A 24,191-nucleotide genomic window follows, 5' to 3' on the forward strand; every position below is an offset into this window, starting at 1 on the left:
CCGCCGAACGCCCGGGTGACCCGCTCGTCGCGCTGGGAGGCGTCGAAGGTGGCGAAGATGGTCTTGTTGAAGAAGGCCGCGTCGGCTTTCGGCGTTCCGGCGCCGAGGTGGTCGCGGGCCTGGCCGAGGCACTTCCTGGCGGCCTCGCGCACGTACGGCGTCGCTCCGGCCAGGCGGGCCAGGGCGTCGGCCTTGCGCGCGGCCACTCCTGGCCGGTCCGGAGGCGGGTGGTAGCCGAAGAGGCCGGCCGTTCGCGCCTCGATGACGCCGTAGCGGCGGAGATGCGGCGGGGCGCTCTCGCTCTCGGCGGGACCGGGCAGCGCCCGCCAGGCCAGGCCGCGGCCCTTCATGCAGTCGCGGACGAGAAGGTCCTCGGCGACGTCGAGCGTCATGACCTCGGCCGGGCTGAAGTTGTAGGCGTCGAAGGGCAGCGTGAGCCGCCGCGCCTGCACGCCGGGTTCGGGAATGGTGATCTTCGCCGGTGGGTCCGAGCACGCCGAGGCCGTACCGGCGAGGAGCATGACGAGGGCCGCGCCCCATCGCCGGAACGGCATGGCTCATCTCCTACGTTCGGGTGGGCGTTCGTGCTCCCGCGGGAGTCACAGCAGGAGCGAGCTGGTCTTGTTGTCGAAGCCGTTGTTCGTCAGGTCCTTGTCCTGGCTTTCGGCCCGAGCGCTGTAGCCGTGCGTTCCGGAGCAGTTCGCGCGGTCGTAGAACCACACTGACCGGCCGTTGGTGTTCTTTTGTGAACTCGCCCAGTTGTTGTATTCGGCGGGCAGATTCCCGCAGATACCCGCCCTGAGTTCGATCTGCAGGTAATAGCGACCGGCGAAATTGTCGTGCTCATACAGGCAAAGCCGGTTGTTGCTGCATGCGGCTTGGGCGGACACATCGGAAGTGTCGACGACTTCGACGAGCGCCTCCTCCACAGACTGAGCGGGTGGCTTGTCGGCAGCCTGAGCGGCAGGACCGAATCCCGCGAACCCCGCGACGCCGAGCGAGAGAGCGCCGATAATAAGAGCGGCTTTCCGTTTCACGCGCATTCCCTTCCTTGCTTGCGGACGCTTCACAAAGTAATTCGCCGCGGGAATCACCGGAAGATCGTTGCACGGAATCCTCGAAACCCCCGCACACCGGTCAAGCGCCTTGACCGCAACGCAAGATGGCTGTGGCACGGAACCGATCGCCATGTCTGACCACCAAAAGGCCATGGGCAAATCGACATGGTTTCCGCCGTCTTCGTGGTGAATCCGGTGACCGGCTACGACGAGCGCTTCCCCGGCCCGTCGGGCGGATACGCCACGATGCCCTTCGACATGGGCGCGCTCTCGCGGCCCACGGCATCCTCGCGCGCGGGAACGGCGTTCTGGCTCGGCGGGCAGGTCCCGCTCCTGGTGTTCGGGGTAGGCGTCCAGGCACAGCATGTCCGCCCAGCGCTTGAACAGTTCGCGGTCGCTCGCGGGCACGCCGAGGAGTTCGGCGGACGACGACCGGTAGCGGGTACGCCAGATCCGCCACGAGTTCCAGCCGGCCGCGCTAGCGGGAGGCGTCGAGCAGCTGGTGCGGGATATCGTACTTCTTGGCGAACTCGACCATGGTCAACCTCACTGTCCGAAGTCTCGGCGGCGCAGGGTGTGCAGCCCGCCGTACAGCAGAATCGCCGTGACGATGAGCAGGGCGGCTTGGGCGCCCGCGTTGAACGGCTCCCCCCCGAAGGGGTTGGGGATGTAGTGGAACGGCTCCAGCGGGCTGCCGCCCCACAGCCCGTACAGCGGCCCGGCGACCTGACCGAGCGCGGCGGTCAGGATCCAGGCGATCCAGCAGATCGCGGTGCAGGCCCGGGGAAGCAGGCCGTAGGCGAGCACGCAGATCGCCCCGACGCACCACGCCGCCGGCACGACGCTCAGCGCGCCCCCCAGAAATCTGGGCAGATCGGTGGACAGGTCGCCCACGAGCACGGAGAAGAGCGTGCCGAAGACGAGCCCGGCCACCGCCATCAGCGCCGCCGTGCCGAGCCCGGCCACGACCAGGTGCCCGCCGACCCACCGCAGCCGGGTCAGCGGTGTGGCCTGAACGGCTTCCGCCCGCCCCGAGGTCTCCTCCTCGCGCAGCCGCAGCGTCATGAGCACCGGGTACAGCGCGACGACGTAGGCCAGGATGAGGATCAGGTACCAGGAATAGCCGCCGATGGCCGCGGCCGGCATGCCGAGCAACTTGATGATGCCGTCGGTGACGACACTCGGCCGCGCGAGCAGGTCCCGGACGAAGGGGCTCAGCCCCGCGGCAGCCGCGGCGAAAAAGGCGACCCCGGCCGCCCACGCCATCAGCAGCGAACGGTGCAGCCGCCAGGCGATGCTGACCGGGCCGCGCAGGCGCGTGGTTCCGGCGGGCCCGAGGCGTTCTGGAAGGATACCGGCGCCCAGGTCGCGCCGGTCGAGCAGCCGGTAGGCGAGCGCCAGGAGCGCGACGCCGACCAGGATCGACAGGCCGAGCATCCACCACCTTTCGTCCTGGTACGGCCGCACCAGGTGACTCCACCCGATCGGTGACAGGTTGATCAGATAGTGCTGCCCGGTGGCGTCGCCCGCGTAGCGCATCACGTACGACACGGCCAGGACGGACAGGCCGATCATGGTGGCGGTCCGGGCGTTGCGCGCGAGCTGGGCGGCGACGGCGGCGATGCCGCCGAACACCCAGCCGGCCGCCGCGACGGCGGCCGCGTAGGCGAGCGAGCCGACCGGCTCGAACCCGATCCCGATCAGCACGGCGGCGACGGCGAGCCCGCAGGCAACGCTGACACCCGCCGCCACCAGGATGGCGGCGGTCAGCGGGGCGCGGCGGCCGACCACGGCCGAGCCGACCAGTTCGGCGCGCCCGCTGTCCTCCTCCCCGCGGGTGTGCCGGACGACGGACATGACGGCGGCGAACGCGCTGAACACGTACAGGAATCCGCCGCTGCGCCAGGTGGCGAGCACTTCCAGCCGGGGTTCGACGGTGCCGCCGCCGAGGGCGTACAGGAAGGCGTTGCGGCTGATGGTCTCGGTGTATTCGACCTTGAGCGCGTAGGTGCCCATACGGGTGGTGATGTAGTTGACCATGATCAGGGCCAGGGCCACGATGAGCAGCACCCACCAGGGGGCGATGGCCCGTTCGCGGCGTAGCGCCAGGCGGGTGAGCCGGCCGGTGCCGGTCAGCGCGCTCACCTCTGGGCTCCGGTCCGGTCGTAGTGCCGCAGGAACAGTTCCTCCAGTGTGGGCGGCTGGCTGACGAGGCCGCGTACACCTGCCTGGGTGAGGTGGCGCAGCGCGCCGTCCAGCGCGGGCGCGTCGACCTCGAAGGCGACGTGGGCGCCGTCGATGCGCAGGTGGTGCACGCCGGGCAGGACGGCCAGCCCGTCCGCCGGCCCGGCCAGCTCGGCCTGGATGCTGGTGCGGGTCAGGTGCCGCAGGCCGGCCAGCGTACCGGTGTCGACCGTGCGCCCGTCGCGGATGATGGTCACGCGGTCGCACAGGGTCTCGACCTCGCTCAGGATGTGGCTGGACAGCAGCACGGTGCGGTCGCCACGGGCCTTCTCCTCCCGTACGGCTTCGCGGAAGACCTCCTCCATGAGCGGGTCCAGGCCGGAGGTGGGTTCGTCGAGGATGAGCAGTTCGGCGTCACCGGCCAGCGCGGCGACGAGGGCGACCTTCTGCCGGTTGCCTTTGGAGTAGGCGCGGCACTTCTTGCGCGGGTCGAGGTCGAAGCGTTCGATCAGCTCGCCACGGCGCTTGGGGTTGAGGCCGCCGCGCAACTCGCCGAGCAGGTCGATGACCTCGCCGCCGGACAGGTGCGGCCAGAGCGTGACGTCACCGGGCACGTACGCCAGCCGGCGGTGCAGCGTCGTCGCGTCGGTCCAGGGGTCGCCGCCCAGGAGCCCGATGTCACCGGCGTCCGCCCGGACCAGACCCAGCAGGATCCGGATCGTGGTGCTCTTGCCCGCGCCGTTCGGCCCGAGGAAGCCGTGCACCTCGCCGGCGCGGACGACGAGGTCGAGGCCGTCCAGCGCGCGGGTCGAGCCGAACGTCTTGACCAGCCCGGCCACCATGACGGCGTCAGTCATCGTCTTCCTCTTCATCGTCTTCCTCTTCATCGTCGTGGGATCGGAGTGCGGCCACGCGCTCACGCGGGGGCGGGTTGCCGCGATGCCTGTCGAGGGCGTTGACGGCGGCGGCGGCCTGCTCCGGGGTGAGCATGGGGTGCGAGCGGATGTCGAGGAGGGCACGGGCGAGCAGGTCGTCGCCTTCGGGGCTGAAGATGTCGATGCCGATGTTGCGCGACAACTGCCGATGCAGAATCGGTACGGCCAGCGCCATCGCCACCCCGAGCGCCGCGCGGACCCGGCGGTCGGCGAGCGGAGGGTCGGGGCGGTCACGTTCGGCTTCGGCCAGCCATTGCTCGCCCATCTCGACCATGCCGTCGAAGACGGGCGCCGCCCAGCCCTCGGTCAGGGCGCGCGCCAGGTACGGCTGGTAGGGCCCCAGGGCGGCCCGGCTGAGCGCGACGTAGTTGACGTCGGCGGCGCTCATGTCACCGGCCCTGGCCTGGTCGTTGAGCCTGCGGAGCATCTTGGCGAGGTAGGTGTCGCACTCCTCGCGCAGTGCCTGTTTGGAGCCGAAGTGGTGGCGGACCAGCCCTGCGGACACGCCCGCGGTGTCGGCGATCTCCTTGAGGGTGGTGCGTTCGAACCCGTACTCGCCGAAGTGCCGCAGGGCAGCGTCCCTGATTCTGGCGCGGGCGGTCAGGTCTTCCGAGTCGGGTGCGGGTGTGGTCATGGCCACTGATCCCCTATTCCGTCATGCAGATTACTATATGACGAAAAAACATACTACACACCTGTGTAGCCGACCTGTCCGGCAACGGCTCGGCATGAGCGATGACTCATGGCCCCCGAGCGGTCCGTCATTGGCGCTCGGGACCGCGTCGCACAGCGAGAGGCACGCCGGTCGTGGGGTGGCCGGGCGCGGGTTCGACTTAGCCGTGGAGGTACACCGCGTGATTGCCGGCGCGTACACCGTCAACTTAGAGTGCACAGCGTGAACCTCTTTGACACCCCGAAACCCATCCACGCCGCGGTCGACCTCGCGGCGGGAGGTGTTCGGCTCGTGGCGGAGCGCCGCGCCGACACGCGGGTCAGGGTGCGCCCGCTCGACCCGGCCGACGACGACGATGTGACCGCGGCCGGTCTGACCGAGGTGGAGTACTCCGGCGGCCACCTGAAGGTGCGCGCACCGCGCCTGGGTTCGGTCGAGGTGGAGATCCGGCTCCCCGAAGGTTCCGGCCTGGAGATCGACCTTGCGGCCGGCCGGGTGCGGAGCCATGGCCGGCTCGGGGAGACCAGCATCCACAGCGCCCACGGTGAGATCCAGCTCGACCAGACCGCCGGGCTCGACGTGGAGTCCGGGGCGGGCGAGGTGTGCGTCGCCGCCGTCGAGGGGCCGGCCGTCATCACGATGCGGCACGGCGACCTGTGCCTCGGCGAGGCCGCCGGCGGTCTGCGGGTCACGACCGGCCGTGGCCGGATCGTGGTCGAGCGGGCCCACGACGACGTCGAGGTCACGACCGGGGACGGCGACATCAGGATCGGCGAGGTGGCCAGAGGCTCGGTGACGATCACGGCGTCGGGGCAGGTCGAGGTGGGCGTCAGACGGGGCAGCGCCGCCCGGCTCAGCCTCGACTCCACCTACGGCGCCGTGCGCAATCTGCTGGAGACGTGGCCGCCGCCCGAGGAGAGCGTGGAGATCCACGCCTCGACCATGTTCGGCGACGTGGTGGTGAAGCGGTATCTACCGAAGTAGGCGCGCGCCGAAGGGCTCTACGTGCGCACCGACCGCGCGGGAGCCGTTCTCATCGAGCCCGGGTGAGCTCTATGAGGCGGGGGCGTCAGACTCCTGCCAGCGGCCGTCCGCCTGGGCGCGCTCGACCTCGGCGAGCCCGGCCGGCCGCATCCGGCCCTCCTGCCGCAGCCGTGCCACCCGCGCGATGTTCGGCCGCGACCAGGAGCTGCGCGGGCGGCGTGGGGTGTAGCGCTGGGTGTAGGTCGCCTCGTCGCGCCGGCGGGTGAGCCCGTCGATCCAGCCATGGCACAGCGCTTCCTGCAAGGCCTGCTCGTAGGTGAGGCTGGTCGGCTCGGTGGTGCCCTTCTTGGCCAGCACCACCCACACCTCCGTGTCGGAGGTGTGGTGGGCGCTCAGCCACTCCCGCCAGGCGGCGGCATCGGCGAAGATCTTCACGACTCGCTCTTCATGGTGCTCAGCACCTCCAGGTAGTGCGGATTGTACATCAGGCCCAGGATGTTGCCCCACGGGTCGATCACGGTGGCGGTGATGAAGCCGGTGCCGCGGTCGCGGGGCGCGTCGTGCTCCTTGGCTCCCATCTTCACGAGCCGGTCCAGTGCCGCGGGCACGTCGTCGACGTGCCAGAAGACCACCGCGCCCGCCGGCCGGCCGACCGCCTCCGGCGACGGGGTCCTGGCCAGCTCGCTGTCGGCGTAAGTGCTGTCGATGACGCCGAACTCGTGCTGGTAGTCGCCGATGCGCCACTCCAGGTAGGCCGGGGTGTCCATGTAGGGCGCGATCCCGAACAGCTCGGTGTACCAGCTCTTGGTGGCCTGGAGGTCGGGCGAGTAGAACGACGTGGTGGTGAGCCCTCGCAACATGTGATCTTCCTTCTCTCTCGAGGTCGTGTATCCATCATCCCGCTCAAAGTGCTCATCAACTGAGCACTTTGTTTGCCAGGATGAGGACATGCGTGCCGATCGTCTCGTGGCAGCCTTGCTGCTGCTTCAAACCCGTGGCCGGGTGACCGCCGCGGAACTGGCCGCGGAGCTGGAGACCTCCGTGGCCACCGCCCGCCGTGACCTGGAGTCGTTGTCGGCGGCGGGCATCCCGGTCTACCCCCAGGCGGGCCGCGGCGGCGGATGGTCGCTCGTCGGCGGCGCCCGTACCGACCTCACCGGCCTGAACGCGGCCGAGACCCGCGCCCTGTTCCTCCTTCTCGGCCGGGCCGGCACGGCCACCCCCGAGCTGACCTCCGCCCTGCGCAAGCTCGTCCGCGCCCTGCCGGCGACCTTCCGCGCCGACGCCGAGGCCGCCACACAGGCCGTCGTGTCCGACCCGGCGGGCTGGGGTGAGGCCGGCCGGGAGCATCCCGTCCCGCACGAGTCCCTGCAGTCCGCGGTGGTGCGCAGAGTCAAGGTACGGCTGGCCTACAACGGGCAGGAGCGGCTCGTGGATCCCCTGGGCCTGGTCGACAAGGACGGCATCTGGTACCTCATCGCGGACACCCCCAAAGGCCGGCGTACCTTCCGTGTCGACCGCATCACCGAAGCGGTGATCACCGACCAGCCCGCCGAACGGCCAGAGGACTTCGACCTGGCGGCCGAGTGGTCACGCACCGTCGAGCAGATGGAGCAGCGACGCTCGCTCGTCACCGCCGAGGTGCTGATCGACGCCAGGTTCCTGCCCGTGCTGCGCTCGCACTTCGGACGGCACTGCGAGGTCGTCGCGACCGAACCCGGCGGCCGCGTCCGCGCTCGCGTGGCCGCTCACATGCCACGCGCGATCGCCGAGCAACTGGCCGGCTGGGGCGCGATGGTCGAGGTGATCGAGCCCCGCTCCGTCCGCGACGAACTCGCCCGCATCGGACGAGAACTGACCAGCCGCTACGCGGAGTCCTGACAGTGGAGCGCCCAACCCGGAAACGTGAGACTCCCTTCCATGGAATGCGGCCGGGACCGGCACCTGCCCTTTAAGCGGGCCCCTGCCCGCGCAGCACGGCCGAGCCGGCGAACAGCACAATGCTGGACGCGTCCGGCCCGGAGGAGGGCAGTGTCCCGTGGATGGTCACCGAGTCGAGGAACTTCACCCGTCACTGGTTCAGCGCGGGGGTTGGCGCTGCGGTGACCGAGCCGGTGGTGCGCAGCACGCAGAAGACGTCGGACGGGATCGTCGCCGCCCCTGCCGGGGCCATCAGGCTCGGGGCGAGCAGCCAGGTCATGGGCATGTGTCCGGCCGATCCGCTGCCGGCACGCCCCACCACGAACGCGCCGGCGGCCGCCTGCGCGCGGCAGCGTGGATATTGCGGCGGGCGTCGCGTCTCAGGCAGGACAGACGAAAGCCGGTTGGAGAAGCGGCTGTCTGATGCCGCCCCTCATCTGTCGATCAGGGATCGTTGACCATGGCGGCGTCGGGTATGTTCATTGCCGTCCGTTCGGCGGGTGACGCGGGGTGGAATCGGAGTTCCACACGATGGTCACCGGAACTGCAGGTGTGTAGGTCAGCCGCCCGAACCAGCCGATCTTCGCGAGCACCCACGAGTGGCTGCCCGGCCTGAGGTCGTGTGGCGCCGTCATGGTGAAGTGCAGTTCAGTGCGCCCGCCGGGCTCGATGGCGAAGGCACGGGTCCAGTCCGGGATGAGTTCCCAGGTGCCGAACGGGCTTAGCAGTTGCACCTCGCCCCGCACTCGCGCGTCAGCACTGGTGGCCAGCCTGAGCACCAGCTCACCGCGTTCCCCCGGCCGCAACGCGAGCTCTGGGCCCGACGGCCGGGCGTTGGACGGCTCGGTCCAGAGTTCCGCGGTGAGGGTCACGGGCTCGGCCTCGATCAGGATTTCCGCGGTGTCTTCCAGGATCTGGCCCAGTTCGTCGCGGATCCGGGCGGCCAGGTGGCGTGCGCCCTGCTCGCCTCGCACCGTGAGGGCGAATTCGGCCCACTCCCCCGGCGCCAGGTCGTAGCGCAGTTCGGGGGCCTCGACTTTGAGGCCGTGCGGCACGTCGAGCTCGACCGTGCCGTGGGCGTGGTGGGTGGAGGACGCGACAGTGAGCCGCAGCGCGCCTTGCTCTCCGGGCGCCAGCCGTACCGGAGAAGGCGACAGGTGCACGGCGGTGGGCAGGTCGCCCAGCGGCGCCGGCCCCTTGTCGTGCAGCCAGTAGCGTGTGTGCACCGGCTGCACGGGCTCCGCCTGCGGCGCTATCACGACATTTCCGGTACGGCGGGCCGCGGGGACGACCGTCACGGTGGCCACCTGCGCGGCGGCCAGGTCGACTTCGGCACGCTCGTCGCCGTCACGTTCTTCCAGGATGTTCGCCCGGTAGGCCGCCGCGATGCCCCCGTGCAGGGCCGGCCGGGCTGTTGTCGCCCGGCCGTGTGGCTCGTAGAAGCGGAAGACCACGTCGCCGGAGTTGTCCTGCTTGAGCGCGGTCAGCACCGCTGAGTCCGGACTCACCGACGCGAGGCTGAGACGCGGCGGCAGTTCGCCGTCGTGTGTGCCAGGCTCGCCGGCGAGCATCGGGTGATTGACCTCGTGGCCGGCGTGTACGAAGCCCGCGTCGCGCCAGTCGCCGGGGCCGGAAACCAGGCTGTAGGCGAAGGTGTGGCTCCAATGCTGCCAGCCGAAGTCGGAGCCGTCCGGGGCGGTGCGGCGCTCGCCGTCCAGCCAGATCCCGCTGGGCCAGCCGGTGCAGGCGCGCATGAGAGCCATGTACGCGGTGCCGTCGGGCTCGGCGACGAAGCCGGGGGTGCCCCGGTTGATGAGAGCGACCGAGTAGGGGGTGAGCGACCCGGCGACCTCCGGCAGGTGCGGGGTGCGCTGCCGTACCTCGATCACGGCGTCGTCGAGGTCGGCGGCCAGCGCGTCGGGGTCGGTGATGATCAGGGCGGGCAGGGCGTGGGGGCCGCGGACGTCGGTGCGCGCGCCCGCGGGCGTTGAGGCCGGGACGAGAGTGCGGCCGGTCCGGGCGAGTTCGAGGGCGTGGGTGTCGTGGCCGTGCAGGATCTCGGCGGCGAGGGTGTTGTGGTCGGGTCCGCCGATGACGATGCGGGTGTCGGGAAGGTTGGAGTCCAGGTCGAGCCGGCCGTACCGGGGCCCCTCGGGGACGCCGGAGGTCGCGGTGACGCCACAGGCGGCCAGGGCGGCCAGGAGCGGGCGGACATCCACGCCGTCGGGAGCGACGACCTCGGCCACCCCCACGGCGAGTTGCGTGTCGCCGAGGTCGAGGCGGACTGCCGAGCTGAGGCCCGCCCAGTTGAGCGCCGGGTTGTCCTGCGCCCACAACATCTGCGCCGCATCGGCGTTGGGGTGACCGAAGGAACGGCCGATGGCCGCGTAGCCGGTCTCGTAGACGGGTCTGGTGCCGGGCAGGTCGAAGTCGAAGCGGGTGCGCAACAGGCGGTCACGGCCGATGGAGCCGTCGGCGTGCAGGCGAAAGTCCACCCGATCCACGCCCTTCCACAGCAGTACCTCCTGGGTGAGGGTGAGCCCGCCGAGGGCGGTCTCGATGATCAGGCGGCGGCCCAGCGGGGAGGCCTCCGCTCGGACGGTGCCGGTCTGCGGGAGGACGCCGGGGCCCTTGGGTAGCAGGTGCCACGGCCCTTCACCCCATTCGGGGTGCTTGTCATACTCCTCCTGCAGGTACGGCACGCCGCCCAGCCCGCCCTCACGCAGCAGTTCACGCCCGGTGCGGTTGTCCCGGATCGAGGTGAGGGCGGGGCCGTCGGCGGTGAGGGTGAAGGCCTCGCCGGAGATCGTGGTGCCTGGCTCGGCCGTCCAGCAGGGCAGGTCAGGGGCCGCGATGAGATGGAATATCCGGTATCCGAGAGCCGGGACGTCCCGGGCGAGAAAGGTGATCGTCGCCTCGGCCAGCGACCCGTCCGCGCGCCTGACCACGCCATCGGCCACTGCCGGAACGGACGACGGCCCAGCCATGAGGGTGAAGCCTTGGTGGCCCTCGGGGAAGGTGACACGGATGGTGACCACATCGGTGCGGGCCCAGGACAGGGTGTTGAACACCGATACCGGCACTCCGGGCCCTCGTGTGTCGGCCTGGGCCGCCAGGTGCGCGGCGGCGGAGCGGCGGATCATGTCGCCCAGGTCGTGCGCCTCACGCCAGTTCCCCAGGAGGTCGAGATAGACCTGATCGGATTCGGTGCCGGTGAGGGCGTCGTGGTGGGCCAGGTAGACCAGCAGCCGCCATGCCTTGTCGAGGGCCTCACGCGGATAGGCGGCGCCGCGCAGCGAGGCGAGGGTGGCGAGGCGTTCGGCGTCGAGCACGGCGACCTCGGCGGCCCGGTGGGCCTGCTTGGTGTCGATGAAGGAGACGTCCTTGCCGGTGTAGACCGGATTCATGTCCCGCGTCTGGGGGCTGGGCCGGCGGCGGGATCGGCCGAGTTCGGCGCGGACGGCGGCGAAGAAGTCGCGGGGCAGCCCGACGGTGAAGCGCGGCCACAGGTAGGGCCACTGACGGTGGATCTCGGTGCACCAGCGGGAGGGCACGACGTGGTCGCCGCCGACCGGGAGCATGACGTTGCGGGTGGCGGCCACGGGGGCGAGTTCGGCGAACTGCTCGTAGGCGACCTTCAGGGCCTCGTCGGTCGAGGACGCCTGGTGGTCCATGGCCCAGCCGGTGCTGTAGTGGTTGGCCATGTAGTGGGTGAGCAGGCCGCGCCCGTCCGGGGAGATCCACTCGAACTCGCTGGGGAACTGCATCAGCCGGTTGTCGCCGACGTGCCTGTTGGGGCCCCACTGATGGAAGGGCCCGCGGGCCCAGGCGCTGGAGTCGAGTCCGGCGTCGGCCATGAGGCCGGGGTAGGCGGGGTCGTGGCCGAAGACGTCGAGCATCCATGCGCTGCGCGGGTCACCGCCGATGACCTCGCGCTGGTAGGCCATGCCGTACACGGCGTTGCGAACGGTCGTCTCGGGGTGGGTGAGGTTGGTGTTGGGTTCGTTGTAGTTGCCGCCGACGATCTCGATGCGGCCTTCGTCGAGGAAGCGGCGCAGGTCCGCACGGTCTTCTGGGCACGAGTCCCAGTGCGGCTTGAGGTAGTCGACCTCGGCCAGGACGAACTTGTAGTCGTGGTCGCGCCGCGCCGCTTCCAGGTGGGCGCGGACCAGGTCGAAAGCGGTGAAGACGGTGGTCTTGGGCCGGGGCTCGTCGGCGGCGGGGACGTCGTACCAGGTCTGGGTGTACCCGGCCTGGGTGTTCCACCACACCGGGTCGTAGTGGAAGTGCGAGACCATCCACATGGTCCATCCGGGCACGGCCGCGCGGATCTCACCTTCGGCCCGCGCGCCGCCGCCGGAGCCGGTCGCCATGGCCACGACGCGGCGCGGCGAGCCTTCGGTGACCGGCTCGGCCAACGCCACGCCGACCTCGGCGACCCGCTCGGAACCGGCGCGCAGCGGTGGAAGGCGGACCGGTTCGACGGTCGTCACGGCGGGGCCTTCCACCCGCACGGTCACCGGTTCGAGCGACGGTCCGGCCACGGTGACGCGCACGACCTGGAGCGGCCGGGAAGGCTTGCCCTTGAACAGATCGGTCCCCGTGATCCCGGCGATGCGCATGCCACTCCCACCCACGATTTGCTACTACCCGATGGCAAATCGAAGCGTCCGGCTTCAAGCGATGTCAAGGCCCGTGATCGCGCTGATCATGTCAGCGGCTCTGGCGACCGCCTCTTCGGGGGTTCGGCGACGCGACAGCACGTCTTCGCACATGGCCTGCAGACGGGCCGAGACCAGCGCGTAGACCGGGCTGGACGGCCGCATCACGGCGTGTTCGAGCCGCCGGCCGGTCTCGGCGTGAAACTGCGAAGCCGTGGCGATCTCCGCCATCGCCGACATCCGGGGCGGTAGCTGGCCGGTCTCCAGGCACCCGCGGACCAGTTCCTCACGCGCCAGCGCGGCCCGTAGCAACCGCATCGCGAGATGCGGGTGGCGAGCCTGGCGCGGCACCGCGTACGCCATGCCGCCGCAGAGCACCGCGGCGCGCCCGTGCGGCCCGCGCGGCATCGGCGCGAAGCCGAACTCCTCGCCTATGTGGTCGATGGAGTCACCCGCCCATCCGGCCAGGTCGCTGGCGCCCACGAACAGGTCCGCGCGCCCCTCGGCCAGCAGCTGGACGGCGTCGTCTGAGCCGTAGCCGATGACCTCGGGCAACAGGATGCCGTCGTCGATGAGACGGCGAAGGAAGCGCATGGTCTCCACCGCGGCCGGGCTGTCGAGCACCACGCCCTCTTCGGTCAGCACCGGCGCGCCATTGGAGGCCAGGAACGCGGTCAGCGCGTACGTCGTGGTTTCGGCGGCCCGCCGGCCTCCGGGCATGGCCATCACGTGACGGCCCGGCGGGCGGACGGCGGCCAGGCGACGGCCCAGTTCGTGCAGGTCGGACCAGGTGGCGGGGGCGTTCATCTCGGCTCGCCGCAGCGCGTCGCGGCGATACCAGAGCCCGGCCACGTCCGACGGGCCCTGTACCGCGACCACCGCGTCGCCCGAGCGGTAGGCCTTGGCGAAGGTGGGCAGGAAGTCGGCGTCGTGCTCGCCCTCCACCCACTCGGGGTCCAGCTCGTTGAGCGGGGTCAGGAAGCCGCTGCCGGCGAACTCGGCGATCCACACCGAGTCCAGCACCGCCAGGTCCGGGCCTTCACCTGCGGCGATGGCCGACAGGAAGGTCTGGTGCAGCTCGCGGAGAGGCGGCCGGATGACTTCGAGGGTGATGGCGTCGCCCGCCGCCGCGCGCATCGCGCCCACCCAGGTGCCGTCCGCGCGCAGGATGCGCAGGGTCGGCTTGGGATCTGTTCCGGTACGGCGCTGCCGTACCGGAGGAGCGAAGCCGGGGTTGACGAACGTGCCGCGGCGGCGATGCCTGATGATCACGCCCTCGTCGGCCAGCTCGGCCAGGGCACGGGTGACCGGCGTGCGGGACAGCTCGAAGCGCTCGCACAACTCGTGTTCGGTCGGAAGGCGGCCGTCCAGACCGTAGACCCCGTTCTCGATCTCCTCGCGCAGCTTGGCCTTCAGCTCACGATAGAGAGGCGTGGCCCGCATCGAACTCCTTCCCGCATGCCTCTTGATTCGCCACGCATTTTGTCATTATTGTCACGGCACCTCCAGAGAGGAGCCCCCCATGAAAAAGACAATTGCCATCGCCGCCCTCCTCGCAGCCGCCCTCACCGCCTGCAGCAGCGGCGGCAAATCAGGCGCCACCGGCCAATCCGCCCAGCCGGGCAGTACCCAGGCAGCGGCGAGCGACCAGAAGCCGATGGTGATCGACATCGGTTTCGGCGGCACCACGATCAACCGCAACTTCAGCCCGTTCAACCCACAGGCCTCCCTCGGCATGAACGGGTACGTCTACGAGAACCTCTGGACGTTCAACATTCTCAAGGGTGGCGAGTTCGTCCCGTGGCTCGCGACCAAGTATGACTGGTCCGAGGACGGCAAGAAGATCACCATCCACCTCGACCCGCGTGCGAACTGGAGCGACGGCAACAAGCTGACCAGCAAGGACGTCGCGTTCACGCTGAAGTACGGCCGGGAGAAGAAGGCCGTCCAGAACGGCGCCCTCCTTGAGTGGACCAGCGTGGAGACCCCCGACGACCAGACCGTGATCCTCGGCTTCGACGCCCCCTCCTTCACACTCACGGACACGATCGGCCGCCTGCGCCCGGTCCAGGAGAAGGTCTACAAGGACCAGGATCCCAACACCTTCACCAACCCCGACCCGGTCGGAACCGGCCCCTACAAGCTGGAGTACTCACCCCAGCAACTCACCTTCACCGCCCGGCCCGACTACTGGAAGCAGGAGGTGCCGGTCAAGACGCTGAAGATGCCCATCATCGGCGGCACCGGCGCGCTGCCGCGCATGCTCACCGGTGAGATCACCTGGTCGGGCGGCGCGTTCCCGAACGTGATGAAGAGCTGGGTGGACAAGGATCCCGAACGCAACAAGGCCTGGTATCCCACCTACGGCTCGCTGCTGATGTGGATGAACACCGAGAAGAAGCCCTTCGACAACGTCCACGTGCGCAAGGCCATCTCCCTGGCACTCAACCGCCAGGAGATCGCCGACGCCGGCAACCCGGGCATGTTCCACCCGATCAACGCCACCGGCCTGGACCAGGAGACCATGGCCTCCTGGATCGCCCCCGAGTACGCCGGCGCGGTACAGAAGGACGCCAGGGCCGAGGAAGCCAAGGCCGAACTTGCCAAGGCGAACCTCAAGCCGGAGGACATCTCCTTCGACATCCTGGAGAACGGCGAGTGGGGCGACGCGGTCCAACGCGACAAGATCATCGCCCAGCAGCTCAACGCGATCGGGATGAAGGTCAACGTCAAACCGATTCCCGGCACGCAGCTCGCCGACCTCCGCAAGAAGGGTGACTTCGACGTCATCACCGGCGGCTCGGTGTACCAGGGCCAGACGCCCTACGCCTTCTACGACTCCATCCTGTCGAGCAAGAAGATCGGCATCGAGTACAACTGGGGCCGGATCAAGAACGCCGAAGTGGACGGCCTGCTGAAGAAGATGTCCTCCACGGCCGACACCGAGGAGGTCAAGAAGCACGTCCACGCGATCGAGAGGTACATGGTCGAGCAGGTGCCGATGATCCCGCTGGCCAACATCGGCGCGTCTGCCGAGTACAGCACCAAGGACTGGGTGGGCTGGCCCGACAAGGACAACCCCTACACCATCTCCGCCCCCTGGTCGGGCCCGCCGGACAACATCCAGACGCTGCTGTCGCTCAAGCCCGCGACCCAGTAGCCCATGTCCCGATTCCTCCTCCGCCGGGTCGCCTTCTACCTGTTCACCGCGTGGATAGCGATCAGCTTGAACTTCCTGCTGCCCCGGCTGATGCCGGGCGACCCGGCGGAAGCCCTCATTTCCTCGATGTCGCAGCGGCAGCCGCTGCTGCCGGAGCAGGCCGACGCGATCAGGGCGATGTTCGGCGGCACCCAGCGCCCGCTCCTGGAGCAGTACTTCACCTACCTGAACAACCTGTTCCACCTGGACATGGGCGTTTCCACCTCCTTCTACCCCCAGCCGGTGTCGGAGGTGGTGGGTGACGCCATCTGGTGGACGATCGTGCTGGTCGGCACCACGACCGTGCTCGGCTTCCTGATCGGCACCGGGCTCGGCATCCTCATCGGCGGCAATCCGGGCGGCCGGCTCGACTCGGTGCTGACGCCGGTCTCCACTTTCCTGGGGGCGCTGCCGTACTTCTGGGTGGCTCTGCTGACCGTCATGATCTTCGGGCTGAACCTGCAGTGGCTCCCGGTCAGCGGCGGCTGGAATCCCGACATCCCGCTGGGGTTCACCGTCGAGTTCGTCGCCAGCGCCGTGGAGTTCGCGATCCTGCCCGCGACCACGATCTTGCTGTCGTCGTTCAGCGGGTGGATGTTCGGCATGCGCAACATGATGATCACCACGGCGTCCGAGGACTACGTGCTGCTCGGGACCGCCAAGGGCCTCAAGCCGCGCGCGGTGCTGATGAACTACCAGGCGCGCAACGCGATCCTGCCCAGTGTTGCCGGATTCGCCACCGCGATCGGCGGGGTTGTCGGCGGGTCGCTGCTCGCGGAGATCGTCTTCGCCTATCCGGGGGTCGGCACGCTGATGTTCAAGGCCATCGGCCAGCTCGACTACCCGCTCATGCAGGCGCTCTTCCTGGTGATCTCGCTGTCGGTGCTCGGCGCCAACTTCATCGCCGACTCCGTCTACGGCCTGCTCGACCCACGCACCAGGGAGGTCAGGTGAAAAGCGCCAAGGTCACGGCGGGCGTCTGCATGATCGTCTTTGTCGTGCTGGTCGCCGCCTTCGGACCGTTCGTCACCGACGCCATGGGACTGTCGGCTACCCACCTCGACACCGCCAACCCGCTGGCGCCGCCGTCGGCCGCGCATCCGCTCGGCACCACGCTGCTCGGCGAGGACGTGCTGGCCCAGCTCGTCGTCGGCGCCCGGACCTCACTGCTGGTCGGCCTGGTCGCCGGGACCATCGCGGTCGTGCTGTCGGTGCTGGTCGGTGTAACGGGGGCGTACCTGGGCGGCAAGGCCGACGCCACGCTCACCTTGATCACGAACGTCTTCCTGGTGATCCCCGGCGTGCCGCTGCTCATCATCGTGGCCAGCTACGTGCGCGGCCAGGGCGGCTGGCTGCTGGTCGCGCTGATCATCGGGCTCACCGCCTGGCCCTGGGGCGCGCGCCAGAAGCGCGCCCAGACGTTGTCGCTGCGCAACCGCGACTTCGTCATGGCGGCCGAGCTGAGCGGCGAGAAGAAGTGGCGGATCATCGTCTTCGAGCTGATACCCAACCTGCTGCCGTTGATCTTCACCGGTTACCTGGGAGCGGTGGTCGGGTCGATCTTCGCCGACGCCGGGCTGGCCTTCATCGGCCTGGGCAACATCAACATCACCAGCTGGGGCTCGATGCTCTACTGGAGCAACAATGCCCAGGCGCTGGTGCTCGGCGCATGGTGGTGGTTCGTGCCGCCGGGAGCGCTCATCGCGTTGCTCGGCACCGCGGCCGGTCTGGTCAACTTCGGCATCGACGAGCTCACCAACCCCAAACTGCGCAACGCGACGCTGAAGGTGGCCAGATGACACCACTGCTTGAGGTCACCGGCCTGAACGTCGAGTACTACGACCCGCAGGCACCCGTCCGCGCGGTCAACGACGTCTCCTTCACTCTCGGCCGGGGCGAGATCCTCGGTGTGGCGGGTGAGAGCGGCAGCGGCAAGACCACGCTGATCACCGCGTTGCTGAGGCTCGATCGGCCGCCCGCCCGCGTGACCGGCGGCCGGGCCATGCTGGGCGACGTCGACCTGATGAAGGTGCCGCAGGACCGGCTGCGATCCATGCGGTGGGAACGGCTGGCGATCGTCTTCCAGAGCGCGATGAACGCCCTCAATCCGGTGCACCGGCTGGAACGCCAGTTCGTCGACGTCATCCGCGAGCACCGCAAGGTCTCCAAGGCCGCGGCGCGGGAGCGGGCCGCACACCTGCTCGGCCTGGTCGGCATCCCCGCCGACCGGCTGCGCGCCTTTCCGCATGAGATGTCAGGCGGCATGCGCCAGCGCGCCACCATCGCCCTGGCGCTGGCGTGTGACCCCGAACTGGTGGTGATGGACGAGCCGACCACCGCCGTGGACGTCGTCATGCAGCGCCAAATCATGCGGCAGATCATGCGCCTGCGCCGCGAGCTGGGATTCGCCGTCATCTTCGTCACCCACGACCTGAGCCTGCTCATCGAGATGGCCGACAAGATCGCCATCATGTACGGCGGGCGGATCGTGGAACTGGCCCACGCCAAGGACCTCTACCACTCCCCCAAACACCCCTACACGCGGGGCCTGCGCGACTCCTTCCCGCCCCTGCACGGGGAACGCAGACAGCTGCGCGGCATTCCCGGCTCGCCACCCGACCTGCGGAAGGCATCCGCGGGGTGCGCGTTCGAGCCTCGGTGCGCCGTCCGGATGGAGGCATGCGGCTCGACCGTGCCCACCCTTCTCGACCTCGACGGGCGGCAGGTCGCCTGCTTGCTGCACCAGGGAGCCGACCATGAGTGAACCAGTGCTGGAGGCCGTGCACGTCAGTAAGTCCTTCCCGGTCGGGCGGGGCAAGGCCGTGCACGCCGTACAGGATGTGAGCCTCAGCCTGCACGCGGGCCGGACGATCGCGCTGGTGGGTGAGAGCGGCAGCGGCAAGACGACCCTGGCGCGCATCCTGGCCCGCTACTACCCGCCGACCTCCGGCGCGGTGAAGCTGCACGACGGCGACGGCGCCACCTACTTGCGGCAGGTGCAGCTGATCTTCCAGGACCCGTTCGCTTCACTGAACTCCGTGCACCGCATCGGCTACATCCTGGGCCGGGTGTTGCGCATCCACGGCCACGCCCGCACCAAGGCCGCGGCCCGCGAGCAGGCGGCCGAACTGCTGCGCAGGGTGAACCTGCCGGAGGCGTTCCTGGCCAAGTTCCCGCACGAGCTGTCGGGCGGACAGCGGCAGCGGGTCGTCATCGCCCGTGCTCTCGCCGTACGGCCCCGCGTCCTGCTGGGTGACGAGCCGATCTCGATGCTGGACGTGTCGATCCGGCTGGACATCCTCAACCTGCTGGCCCGGCTGCGCGATGAGGAGCAACTGGCCATGCTCTACATCACCCACGACATCGCCAGTGCCCGCTACTTCGCCGACGAGATCCGGGTGATGTACGCGGGGCAGATGATCGAGGGCGGCCCCACCGACGCGATCACCGAGACCCCCAAACACCCCTACACCCGGCTACTGCTCGCCTCCGCCCCCGATCCGGATCGGACCACCGAGGACAGCGACGAAGATCTCGGCGAGCCGCCCAGCCTCATCGACCCGCCGCCCGGCTGTCGTTTCCATCCGCGCTGCCCGGTCGCGATGCCCGTCTGCGCCGAGCGTTTCCCGCCGCGCAGCGAGCAGGGCGACGGGCATTGGACGCACTGCTGGCTCCACTCCGCCGAGGAGGATGCGTGAAAGACCTCGCCGCCCGCTGCCTGATGGCCGGCATATCCGGCACGTCGCTGACCGGCGAGTTGCGCGGGCTGCTGGAGGGGGGACTCGGCGGCGTCATGCTGTTCGAGCGTAACGTCTCATCCGCCCAGCAGTTGTGCTCGCTCACCGACTCCGTACGCGCGGCCGGGCCCGGCGCCTTGATCGCCACTGACGCCGAAGGCGGCGTCAACACCAATCACCTGGCTGCGGCGGGCCTGCCGCAGGGCGAGGGCAACCGGTCGCTGGGCGCGCGCGACGATCTCGAGTACACCCGGGAGGTCGCGCGGGAGCTCGGGATGATCGTGGGCGGGCTGGGGCTGAACGTCGTTTTCGGGCCCTGCGCGGACCTCGGCTCACGGCCGGACAACCCGATCGTGGGTGCGCGCTCGTTCGGGGCCGATCCTGAACTGGTGGCCCGGCATACGCTCGCCTATGCCACGGGGCTGCGGGAGGCGGGGATCATCGCCTGTGCCAAGCACTTCCCCGGGCATGGCGGCACCACCAAGGACTCGCATCTGGAACTGCCGGCCGCTTCGCTGAGCGACGACGATCTCGTACCGTTCCGGGCCGCGGTGCGGGCCGGGATTCCCATGATCATGACGGCCCACGTGCGGTATGCCGGGTATGGCGATGCGCCCGCGACGCTCAATCCGCTGCTGGTGGCCCGGCTGTTGCGGGAGCAGATCGGATTCGCGGGCGTGGTGGTCACGGACGCGCTGGAGATGCGGGCGATCAGTGACGCCTTCACGCCTGGCGAGGCGGCCGTGGCAGCGCTGGCGGCGGGCGTGGACCTGGTCCTGATCGGGGATCAGGCGGTGGACATCCCACAGGTCAGGGACGCCATCGTCACCGCTGTCGCGCAGGGACGGCTGGCGCAGGGACGAGTGGAGGAAGCGGCCTCGCGGATCCTGTCGCTGACGCCGTGAAACACGGGGACCGCCGAACATACGGCGCGAAACCCGGGAAGCGCCCAACGACCCAGACAGTACTGCACGCAACCCTGGACACGGATCAAAGGCAGTAGGAATAGACGGCGATTAGCCAGCATATGGCGGCAGCCGTACCAAGAAAGGCTTTCTATGCATTTCGGGGCGAACTACACCCCCGCACGGGGATGGTTTCATCATTGGCTGGATCTTGATCTCGCCGTGGTGCGGAAGGAATTTGAGCAGATCGCCGAGCTAGGGCTCGACCATGTCCGGATATTTCCGTTGTGGCCGTTGTTGCAGCCGCATCGCGGGTTGATCCGCCGCAGCGCGATCGACGACGTGTGCCGTGTGGTGGACACAGCCGCGGAAGCGGGCCTGAACGTGCAGGTGGACTTGCTGCAAGGGCACCTGTCGAGCTTCGACTTCTACCCGACCTGGCTGCAGACCTGGCATGAGCGCAACGTCTTCACCGACCCGGACGTGGTGGAGGCCCAGGTGGAGCTGGTGCGGACGGTAGCGACCGCACTGGCGGACAAGCCCAACCTGCTCGGCCTGACGCTGGGCAACGAACTGAACAACCTGGTCGCCCACAACCCCGTGGCGGCGCCGGAAGTGGACGCGTGGCTGGACAGGCTGCTGGCAGCCTGCCACGAGGGCGACCCCGGACATCCGCACGTGCACTCAGCCTACGACGCGGTCTGGTACAACGATGAGCACCCCTTCACCCCCCAGGCCTCGACGACCAAGGGGGCGATGACGACGGTCCACCCGTGGGTGTTCTCCGGCGATTGCGCGGGACGTTACGGACCACTCGCACCGGAGACCACGCACCTGGCCGAGTACGTGGTAGAGCTGGCCAAAGCCTGGGCAGCCGACCCCGGCCGCGCCGTTTGGGTGCAGGAGGTGGGTGCGCCGGAGCCGCACATCCCGGCCGAGCACGCCGCCGAATTCGCCACCAAGACTCTGCACAACGTGCTCAGCTGCACGCAGGTGTGGGGGCTGACGTGGTGGTGCTCACATGACGTCAGCCGCGAGTTGCTGGACTTCCCTGAGCTGGAGTACACCCTCGGGCTTCTCGCCAACGACGGGACGGAGAAGCCACTGGCCGCCGCCTACCGTGCGGTGGCCACAAAGGATCACCTTCCCGCGGTCCGGTCCCAAGCACTGGTGTTCGATGGCATACGCTCGTCGTCCGCGCCGGGCGGGGCTTTTTTCGAAGCCTGGATGGCGCGGGCGGCGGCGGGGGAAAGGGTCGCCATTGCACTCGCCGATCGGGCTGACGATTCTGACTATCTCGCTACTCGCGGCATTCTGGAACTCTCATGACACCCCCGCGGCGACAACCTCACGCCGCTTTGGGTCAGGCATTGTTTCGTAAAGGCCGTTGCGGCACCAGGTGGAGCGACGGCCATGGCCGAAACGGCGAAGTCGGCACACGTTTCTTCCTTGAGACGAACCTTGATTCGCCAGCGAGAATCCATTCATTTGTTTTCACATCCCAAGCTCCTTCAATGTTCGAGGATCGATTCGAAGCGGCACAGATACTTCCGCCACCTTGGTGCTCGTTGACATCGATACCCCCTCGCAGTCCCTGATCTCCCGGATGACTCGCAGAAGAATGGCTGTGTCGATCGACACCCAGTCGCTCGCGGAGCTCATACTCTTGCCGTGCTGGCGATGGAGGCACGTTTGTCGGGTGGCCAGGCGGCGGGGAATGGCCGCGATCGTCAGGATGGCCAACAGATTTTCGGCGGGTGGGAACGTACTGGGCTCCCAGGCGTCCACATCGTTGACGGTCACTTGCGACCATCTGCGGCAGCGTGTCGTGATCCGTGTGGTCGGCGACGTCTACGTCACCAGCGCCATCCTCCTGGACGAGGTGTTGCTCAGGAGGCGACCGCGAGCGCATGCCTCATCGTCGACTTCGGCGCGATGTCCTTCCTGGTCACTAGCGGCCTGTCGGTCCTCCTGCGCGCCCACCACTACGCCGTCCGGCAGGGCACGATGCTGTGCCTGGCGGCGCCACCAAACCGGCCGCTACGCCTGCTGGCCGTCACCGGAGCCCTGTCACACCTGCACGTCGACCTCACCGTGCACGACGCCATCGAAGCCGCCGCAGCAGCCCGAACAGCGGGAGAGGGAGGGGACCGCGCGCGGCCCACCGCATACGGTCCCCTCCCGGCGGCGGAGGCCAGGCCGCGCAATCACCTGGACCGGCTCAGCACCCGCCTCGGACGCAACACGCCGCCTGGCACGCGCACCCTTCACCCCCTTGCCGCCCAGCCTGTGCGGGGTCAGGTGCCGCTGGCCGAGGTGTCGAGGTGGACGGCGCTCAGTGCCTGCTGCAGCGATGGGTGGGTGTGGAACAGCTGGCAGGTGCCGGTGATCTGCAGGAGACGCAGGACGCGCTCATGCGGGGAATTCGGCTACTTCCATGACATTCTGATCACTCCCCACTGGGAGTTCACAACTGCTGAGCTCCCGAAGGCGTTCCGTATCGCGTTCGACATCCGTCGTGAGCTCCGCCGTACTTGTAGGCAAGATTCTAAGGAGGTTCGGTTGTTCAAGATGATGCTGGCAAGCACCGTTGTGGTGGCGTTGCTGGTCGGATCCGCTGTCCCCGTTCATGCCTCGCGCACCGAGAATTACGGTGAGTACTCGCGCATGTCAGTGCGTAGCGCGGGCCAGTTCTGGGCTGACGGCAAGGCGGCCGGGCAGTGGGCATGGAAGCCGCAGTCATCGACCACGTCCGGCATCAGCTGGGGAGACCCGGCTACCTGGCCGCCGGATTCTTCCGAGACGTTCATCCGCGAGGGCGACTGGGTGATGCTGGACGGCTGGGCCGACAACGGCACCTATTACAAGCTGCGGATCACCAAGGAGCAGATCGGCGACGGGCGTTGCCAGAATCTCCAGACCCTCGCTACCACTGGACGGCAGCACTATGTGAAGTGGGACATTCCTTCGCAGCCGTACTGTCTGAAGGCCTGGGGCACGCTCACCGAGGAGTCGTCCGGCAAGGTCGTCAGCTTCGGCCACACGCAGATCTGGTCGCCGCCCGCCCCCTGCTCCAACCCGCACTATGGGACGCAAACCTGCATCAAGCAGTGGGAATCCTGGTGGGATGACCAGAGCGCGCCCGGCAAGCCGATCACCCGCAAACTCGAACGCGACCAGTACATCGCCCGTGACATCGGGATGGCCTTCACCATCATGCAGTACTACCCCAAGCAGTGGCGCGCCGACCTCCGTTCCCACTGGATCTGGTGACCATCGCGGGCTACAAGCCCCGACACCACGGCGAGCGCGCCCGCCCGCGGCCGCCGTTCGGCCCGCCACGGCGTCCCGGGTGCGATCGCCCAGGACCCGGTTGACCTCAGCCGCTGGGCCTGACCCCTTTGCAGATTCTTGCAGGCAGACCCCCGGCCATCGGCCTGGCCTGAACCCTTACCGAGCGGGGATCGCGCGCTTGTAGTTCGTCTAGATCTGTCCCGTCGCAAGGGATCACCGACGCCCCGGGAGTCACCCGCCATCGGGCGCGCCTGCGCGTTGAGGGCCGAACGCGGCCCGGGACGGAACATCGGGACAATTACGCGCTGGCCGGGCCAGGAAGCACGTTCGCCCTCGGGCAAGGCCCCTTGCACGGCTATGGTGCTGGGGCACCACGGCCAGTGAACCGGCCGCTTGTCCGGACGCTCAGCCCCCGGGGAGAGACCAGGTGGACGATCGTTCCGCAGCTCGCTTCGCTCCACAGGCCGCTGTTGGTCCTTGTCCACGCCCCGTCCCTGCGGCCGTGGCCGTTGGTGCACTCGACCCAGGTGCGGAACTCGGTGACCTGCGAGAACAGTGCAATGCCCCTAGACATCGGATGCGGGATGCCGTGAAGGGCCACAGTCCGATGCCGTGGAGAAGGAACACGCCGAAGCGGTGTA

General features: G+C 68.9%; 21 protein-coding genes. 10 read left to right on the forward strand and 11 right to left on the reverse strand.

Going from position 1 to position 24,191, the window contains the following annotated elements:
* From ACFWY5_RS52065 to ACFWY5_RS52085, 5 genes are all read right to left on the reverse strand, one after another.
* On the reverse strand, positions 1 to 554 hold a 554-nt coding region (locus tag ACFWY5_RS52065; protein ID WP_379639493.1), incomplete at its 3' end, for a hypothetical protein.
* 45 nt (positions 555 to 599) lie between these two features.
* Positions 600 to 1,466, reverse strand: a complete 867-nt coding sequence (locus ACFWY5_RS52070; RefSeq protein ID WP_379639494.1) for a peptidase inhibitor family I36 protein — start codon at positions 1,464 to 1,466, stop codon at positions 600 to 602.
* A gap of 138 nt (positions 1,467 to 1,604) precedes the next feature.
* Positions 1,605 to 3,203, reverse strand: a complete 1,599-nt coding sequence (locus ACFWY5_RS52075) for an ABC transporter permease (RefSeq protein WP_379639495.1) — start codon at positions 3,201 to 3,203, stop codon at positions 1,605 to 1,607.
* A complete protein-coding gene (locus tag ACFWY5_RS52080) occupies positions 3,200 to 4,099 on the reverse strand; it encodes an ATP-binding cassette domain-containing protein (protein WP_379639496.1) in 900 nt (299 codons plus the stop codon). The genes ACFWY5_RS52075 and ACFWY5_RS52080 overlap by 4 nt, the downstream gene beginning before the upstream one ends.
* On the reverse strand, positions 4,092 to 4,811 hold the full coding sequence (locus tag ACFWY5_RS52085; RefSeq protein WP_379639497.1) for a TetR/AcrR family transcriptional regulator: 720 nt from the start codon (positions 4,809 to 4,811) through the stop codon (positions 4,092 to 4,094). Before ACFWY5_RS52085 ends, ACFWY5_RS52080 begins: the two co-directional genes overlap by 8 nt.
* A 261-nt stretch (positions 4,812 to 5,072) precedes the next feature.
* On the opposite strand from ACFWY5_RS52085, the gene ACFWY5_RS52090 reads away from it, so the two are divergent.
* The gene (locus tag ACFWY5_RS52090) at positions 5,073 to 5,834 is read left to right on the forward strand and encodes a DUF4097 domain-containing protein (protein WP_379639498.1); all 762 of its coding nucleotides are present in this window, start codon (positions 5,073 to 5,075) and stop codon (positions 5,832 to 5,834) included.
* 69 nt (positions 5,835 to 5,903) lie between these two features.
* Here ACFWY5_RS52090 and ACFWY5_RS52095 read toward each other — a convergent pair whose 3' ends face one another.
* Entirely contained in the window at positions 5,904 to 6,269 is a 366-nt protein-coding gene (locus ACFWY5_RS52095) for a YdeI family protein (protein ID WP_379639499.1), read from the reverse strand.
* A complete protein-coding gene (locus ACFWY5_RS52100) occupies positions 6,266 to 6,694 on the reverse strand; it encodes a VOC family protein (RefSeq protein WP_379639500.1) in 429 nt (142 codons plus the stop codon). The genes ACFWY5_RS52095 and ACFWY5_RS52100 overlap by 4 nt, the downstream gene beginning before the upstream one ends.
* Before the next feature lie 88 nt (positions 6,695 to 6,782).
* Here ACFWY5_RS52100 and ACFWY5_RS52105 point away from each other — a divergent pair, with 88 nt between their 5' ends.
* A complete protein-coding gene (locus tag ACFWY5_RS52105) occupies positions 6,783 to 7,715 on the forward strand; it encodes a helix-turn-helix transcriptional regulator (protein ID WP_379639501.1) in 933 nt (310 codons plus the stop codon).
* A gap of 190 nt (positions 7,716 to 7,905) precedes the next feature.
* On the opposite strand, the gene ACFWY5_RS52110 is transcribed toward ACFWY5_RS52105, so the two are convergent.
* The 3 genes from ACFWY5_RS52110 to ACFWY5_RS52120 all read right to left on the reverse strand — a co-directional run bounded on the left by ACFWY5_RS52110 (position 7,906) and on the right by ACFWY5_RS52120 (position 13,858).
* Positions 7,906 to 8,034, reverse strand: a complete 129-nt coding sequence (locus ACFWY5_RS52110) for a hypothetical protein (RefSeq protein ID WP_379639502.1) — start codon at positions 8,032 to 8,034, stop codon at positions 7,906 to 7,908.
* A 199-nt stretch (positions 8,035 to 8,233) separates the two neighbouring features.
* Positions 8,234 to 12,376 (reverse strand): glycosyl hydrolase-related protein, encoded by a 4,143-nt coding sequence (locus tag ACFWY5_RS52115; protein ID WP_379639503.1) that lies wholly within the window; start codon positions 12,374 to 12,376, stop codon positions 8,234 to 8,236.
* Between the two features lie 54 nt (positions 12,377 to 12,430).
* Positions 12,431 to 13,858 (reverse strand): extracellular solute-binding protein, encoded by a 1,428-nt coding sequence (locus tag ACFWY5_RS52120; RefSeq protein ID WP_379616116.1) that lies wholly within the window; start codon positions 13,856 to 13,858, stop codon positions 12,431 to 12,433.
* Between the two features lie 79 nt (positions 13,859 to 13,937).
* Between ACFWY5_RS52120 and ACFWY5_RS52125 the strand changes: the two genes are divergently transcribed.
* From ACFWY5_RS52125 to ACFWY5_RS52155, 7 genes are all read left to right on the forward strand, one after another.
* On the forward strand, positions 13,938 to 15,575 hold the full coding sequence (locus ACFWY5_RS52125) for an ABC transporter substrate-binding protein (RefSeq protein ID WP_379639504.1): 1,638 nt from the start codon (positions 13,938 to 13,940) through the stop codon (positions 15,573 to 15,575).
* Between the two features lie 3 nt (positions 15,576 to 15,578).
* Positions 15,579 to 16,568: an ABC transporter permease gene (locus tag ACFWY5_RS52130; RefSeq protein WP_379616108.1), complete on the forward strand. Its 990-nt coding sequence runs from the start codon at positions 15,579 to 15,581 to the stop codon at positions 16,566 to 16,568.
* A complete protein-coding gene (locus tag ACFWY5_RS52135) occupies positions 16,565 to 17,413 on the forward strand; it encodes an ABC transporter permease (RefSeq protein ID WP_379616106.1) in 849 nt (282 codons plus the stop codon). The genes ACFWY5_RS52130 and ACFWY5_RS52135 overlap by 4 nt, the downstream gene beginning before the upstream one ends.
* Positions 17,410 to 18,378, forward strand: coding sequence for an ABC transporter ATP-binding protein (locus ACFWY5_RS52140; RefSeq protein ID WP_379616104.1), 969 nt, complete (start codon positions 17,410 to 17,412; stop codon positions 18,376 to 18,378). The genes ACFWY5_RS52135 and ACFWY5_RS52140 overlap by 4 nt, the downstream gene beginning before the upstream one ends.
* The gene (locus ACFWY5_RS52145; protein ID WP_379616102.1) at positions 18,371 to 19,312 is read left to right on the forward strand and encodes an ABC transporter ATP-binding protein; all 942 of its coding nucleotides are present in this window, start codon (positions 18,371 to 18,373) and stop codon (positions 19,310 to 19,312) included. Before ACFWY5_RS52140 ends, ACFWY5_RS52145 begins: the two co-directional genes overlap by 8 nt.
* Positions 19,309 to 20,256: a glycoside hydrolase family 3 protein gene (locus tag ACFWY5_RS52150; protein ID WP_379616100.1), complete on the forward strand. Its 948-nt coding sequence runs from the start codon at positions 19,309 to 19,311 to the stop codon at positions 20,254 to 20,256. Before ACFWY5_RS52145 ends, ACFWY5_RS52150 begins: the two co-directional genes overlap by 4 nt.
* A 153-nt stretch (positions 20,257 to 20,409) precedes the next feature.
* Positions 20,410 to 21,585: a cellulase family glycosylhydrolase gene (locus ACFWY5_RS52155; protein WP_379616098.1), complete on the forward strand. Its 1,176-nt coding sequence runs from the start codon at positions 20,410 to 20,412 to the stop codon at positions 21,583 to 21,585.
* 165 nt (positions 21,586 to 21,750) lie between these two features.
* Here ACFWY5_RS52155 and ACFWY5_RS52160 read toward each other — a convergent pair whose 3' ends face one another.
* Positions 21,751 to 22,059 (reverse strand): hypothetical protein, encoded by a 309-nt coding sequence (locus ACFWY5_RS52160; RefSeq protein ID WP_379616134.1) that lies wholly within the window; start codon positions 22,057 to 22,059, stop codon positions 21,751 to 21,753.
* On the opposite strand from ACFWY5_RS52160, the gene ACFWY5_RS52165 reads away from it, so the two are divergent.
* Positions 22,060 to 23,529, forward strand: a complete 1,470-nt coding sequence (locus ACFWY5_RS52165; protein ID WP_379639516.1) for an STAS domain-containing protein — start codon at positions 22,060 to 22,062, stop codon at positions 23,527 to 23,529.
* The last annotated feature ends 662 nt before the right edge of the window (positions 23,530 to 24,191 follow it).

The organism is Nonomuraea sp. NPDC059007, assembly GCF_042740555.1.
Classification (GTDB): Bacteria; Actinomycetota; Actinomycetes; order Streptosporangiales; family Streptosporangiaceae; genus Nonomuraea.

Excerpts from the sequence above, each read along its gene's own strand:
- ACFWY5_RS52115 (WP_379639503.1), bottom strand. The coding sequence starts at position 12,376 with ATGCGCATCGCCGGGATCACGGGGACCGATCTGTTCAAGGGCAAGCCT.
- ACFWY5_RS52140 (WP_379616104.1), top strand. The coding sequence starts at position 17,410 with ATGACACCACTGCTTGAGGTCACCGGCCTGAACGTCGAGTACTACGAC.
- ACFWY5_RS52080 (WP_379639496.1), bottom strand. The coding sequence starts at position 4,099 with ATGACTGACGCCGTCATGGTGGCCGGGCTGGTCAAGACGTTCGGCTCG.
- ACFWY5_RS52085 (WP_379639497.1), bottom strand. The coding sequence starts at position 4,811 with ATGACCACACCCGCACCCGACTCGGAAGACCTGACCGCCCGCGCCAGA.
- ACFWY5_RS52155 (WP_379616098.1), top strand. The coding sequence starts at position 20,410 with ATGCATTTCGGGGCGAACTACACCCCCGCACGGGGATGGTTTCATCAT.
- ACFWY5_RS52110 (WP_379639502.1), bottom strand. The coding sequence starts at position 8,034 with ATGACCTGGCTGCTCGCCCCGAGCCTGATGGCCCCGGCAGGGGCGGCG.
- ACFWY5_RS52125 (WP_379639504.1), top strand. The coding sequence starts at position 13,938 with ATGAAAAAGACAATTGCCATCGCCGCCCTCCTCGCAGCCGCCCTCACC.
- ACFWY5_RS52145 (WP_379616102.1), top strand. The coding sequence starts at position 18,371 with ATGAGTGAACCAGTGCTGGAGGCCGTGCACGTCAGTAAGTCCTTCCCG.
- ACFWY5_RS52120 (WP_379616116.1), bottom strand. The coding sequence starts at position 13,858 with ATGCGGGCCACGCCTCTCTATCGTGAGCTGAAGGCCAAGCTGCGCGAG.
- ACFWY5_RS52130 (WP_379616108.1), top strand. The coding sequence starts at position 15,579 with ATGTCCCGATTCCTCCTCCGCCGGGTCGCCTTCTACCTGTTCACCGCG.
- ACFWY5_RS52100 (WP_379639500.1), bottom strand. The coding sequence starts at position 6,694 with ATGTTGCGAGGGCTCACCACCACGTCGTTCTACTCGCCCGACCTCCAG.
- ACFWY5_RS52105 (WP_379639501.1), top strand. The coding sequence starts at position 6,783 with ATGCGTGCCGATCGTCTCGTGGCAGCCTTGCTGCTGCTTCAAACCCGT.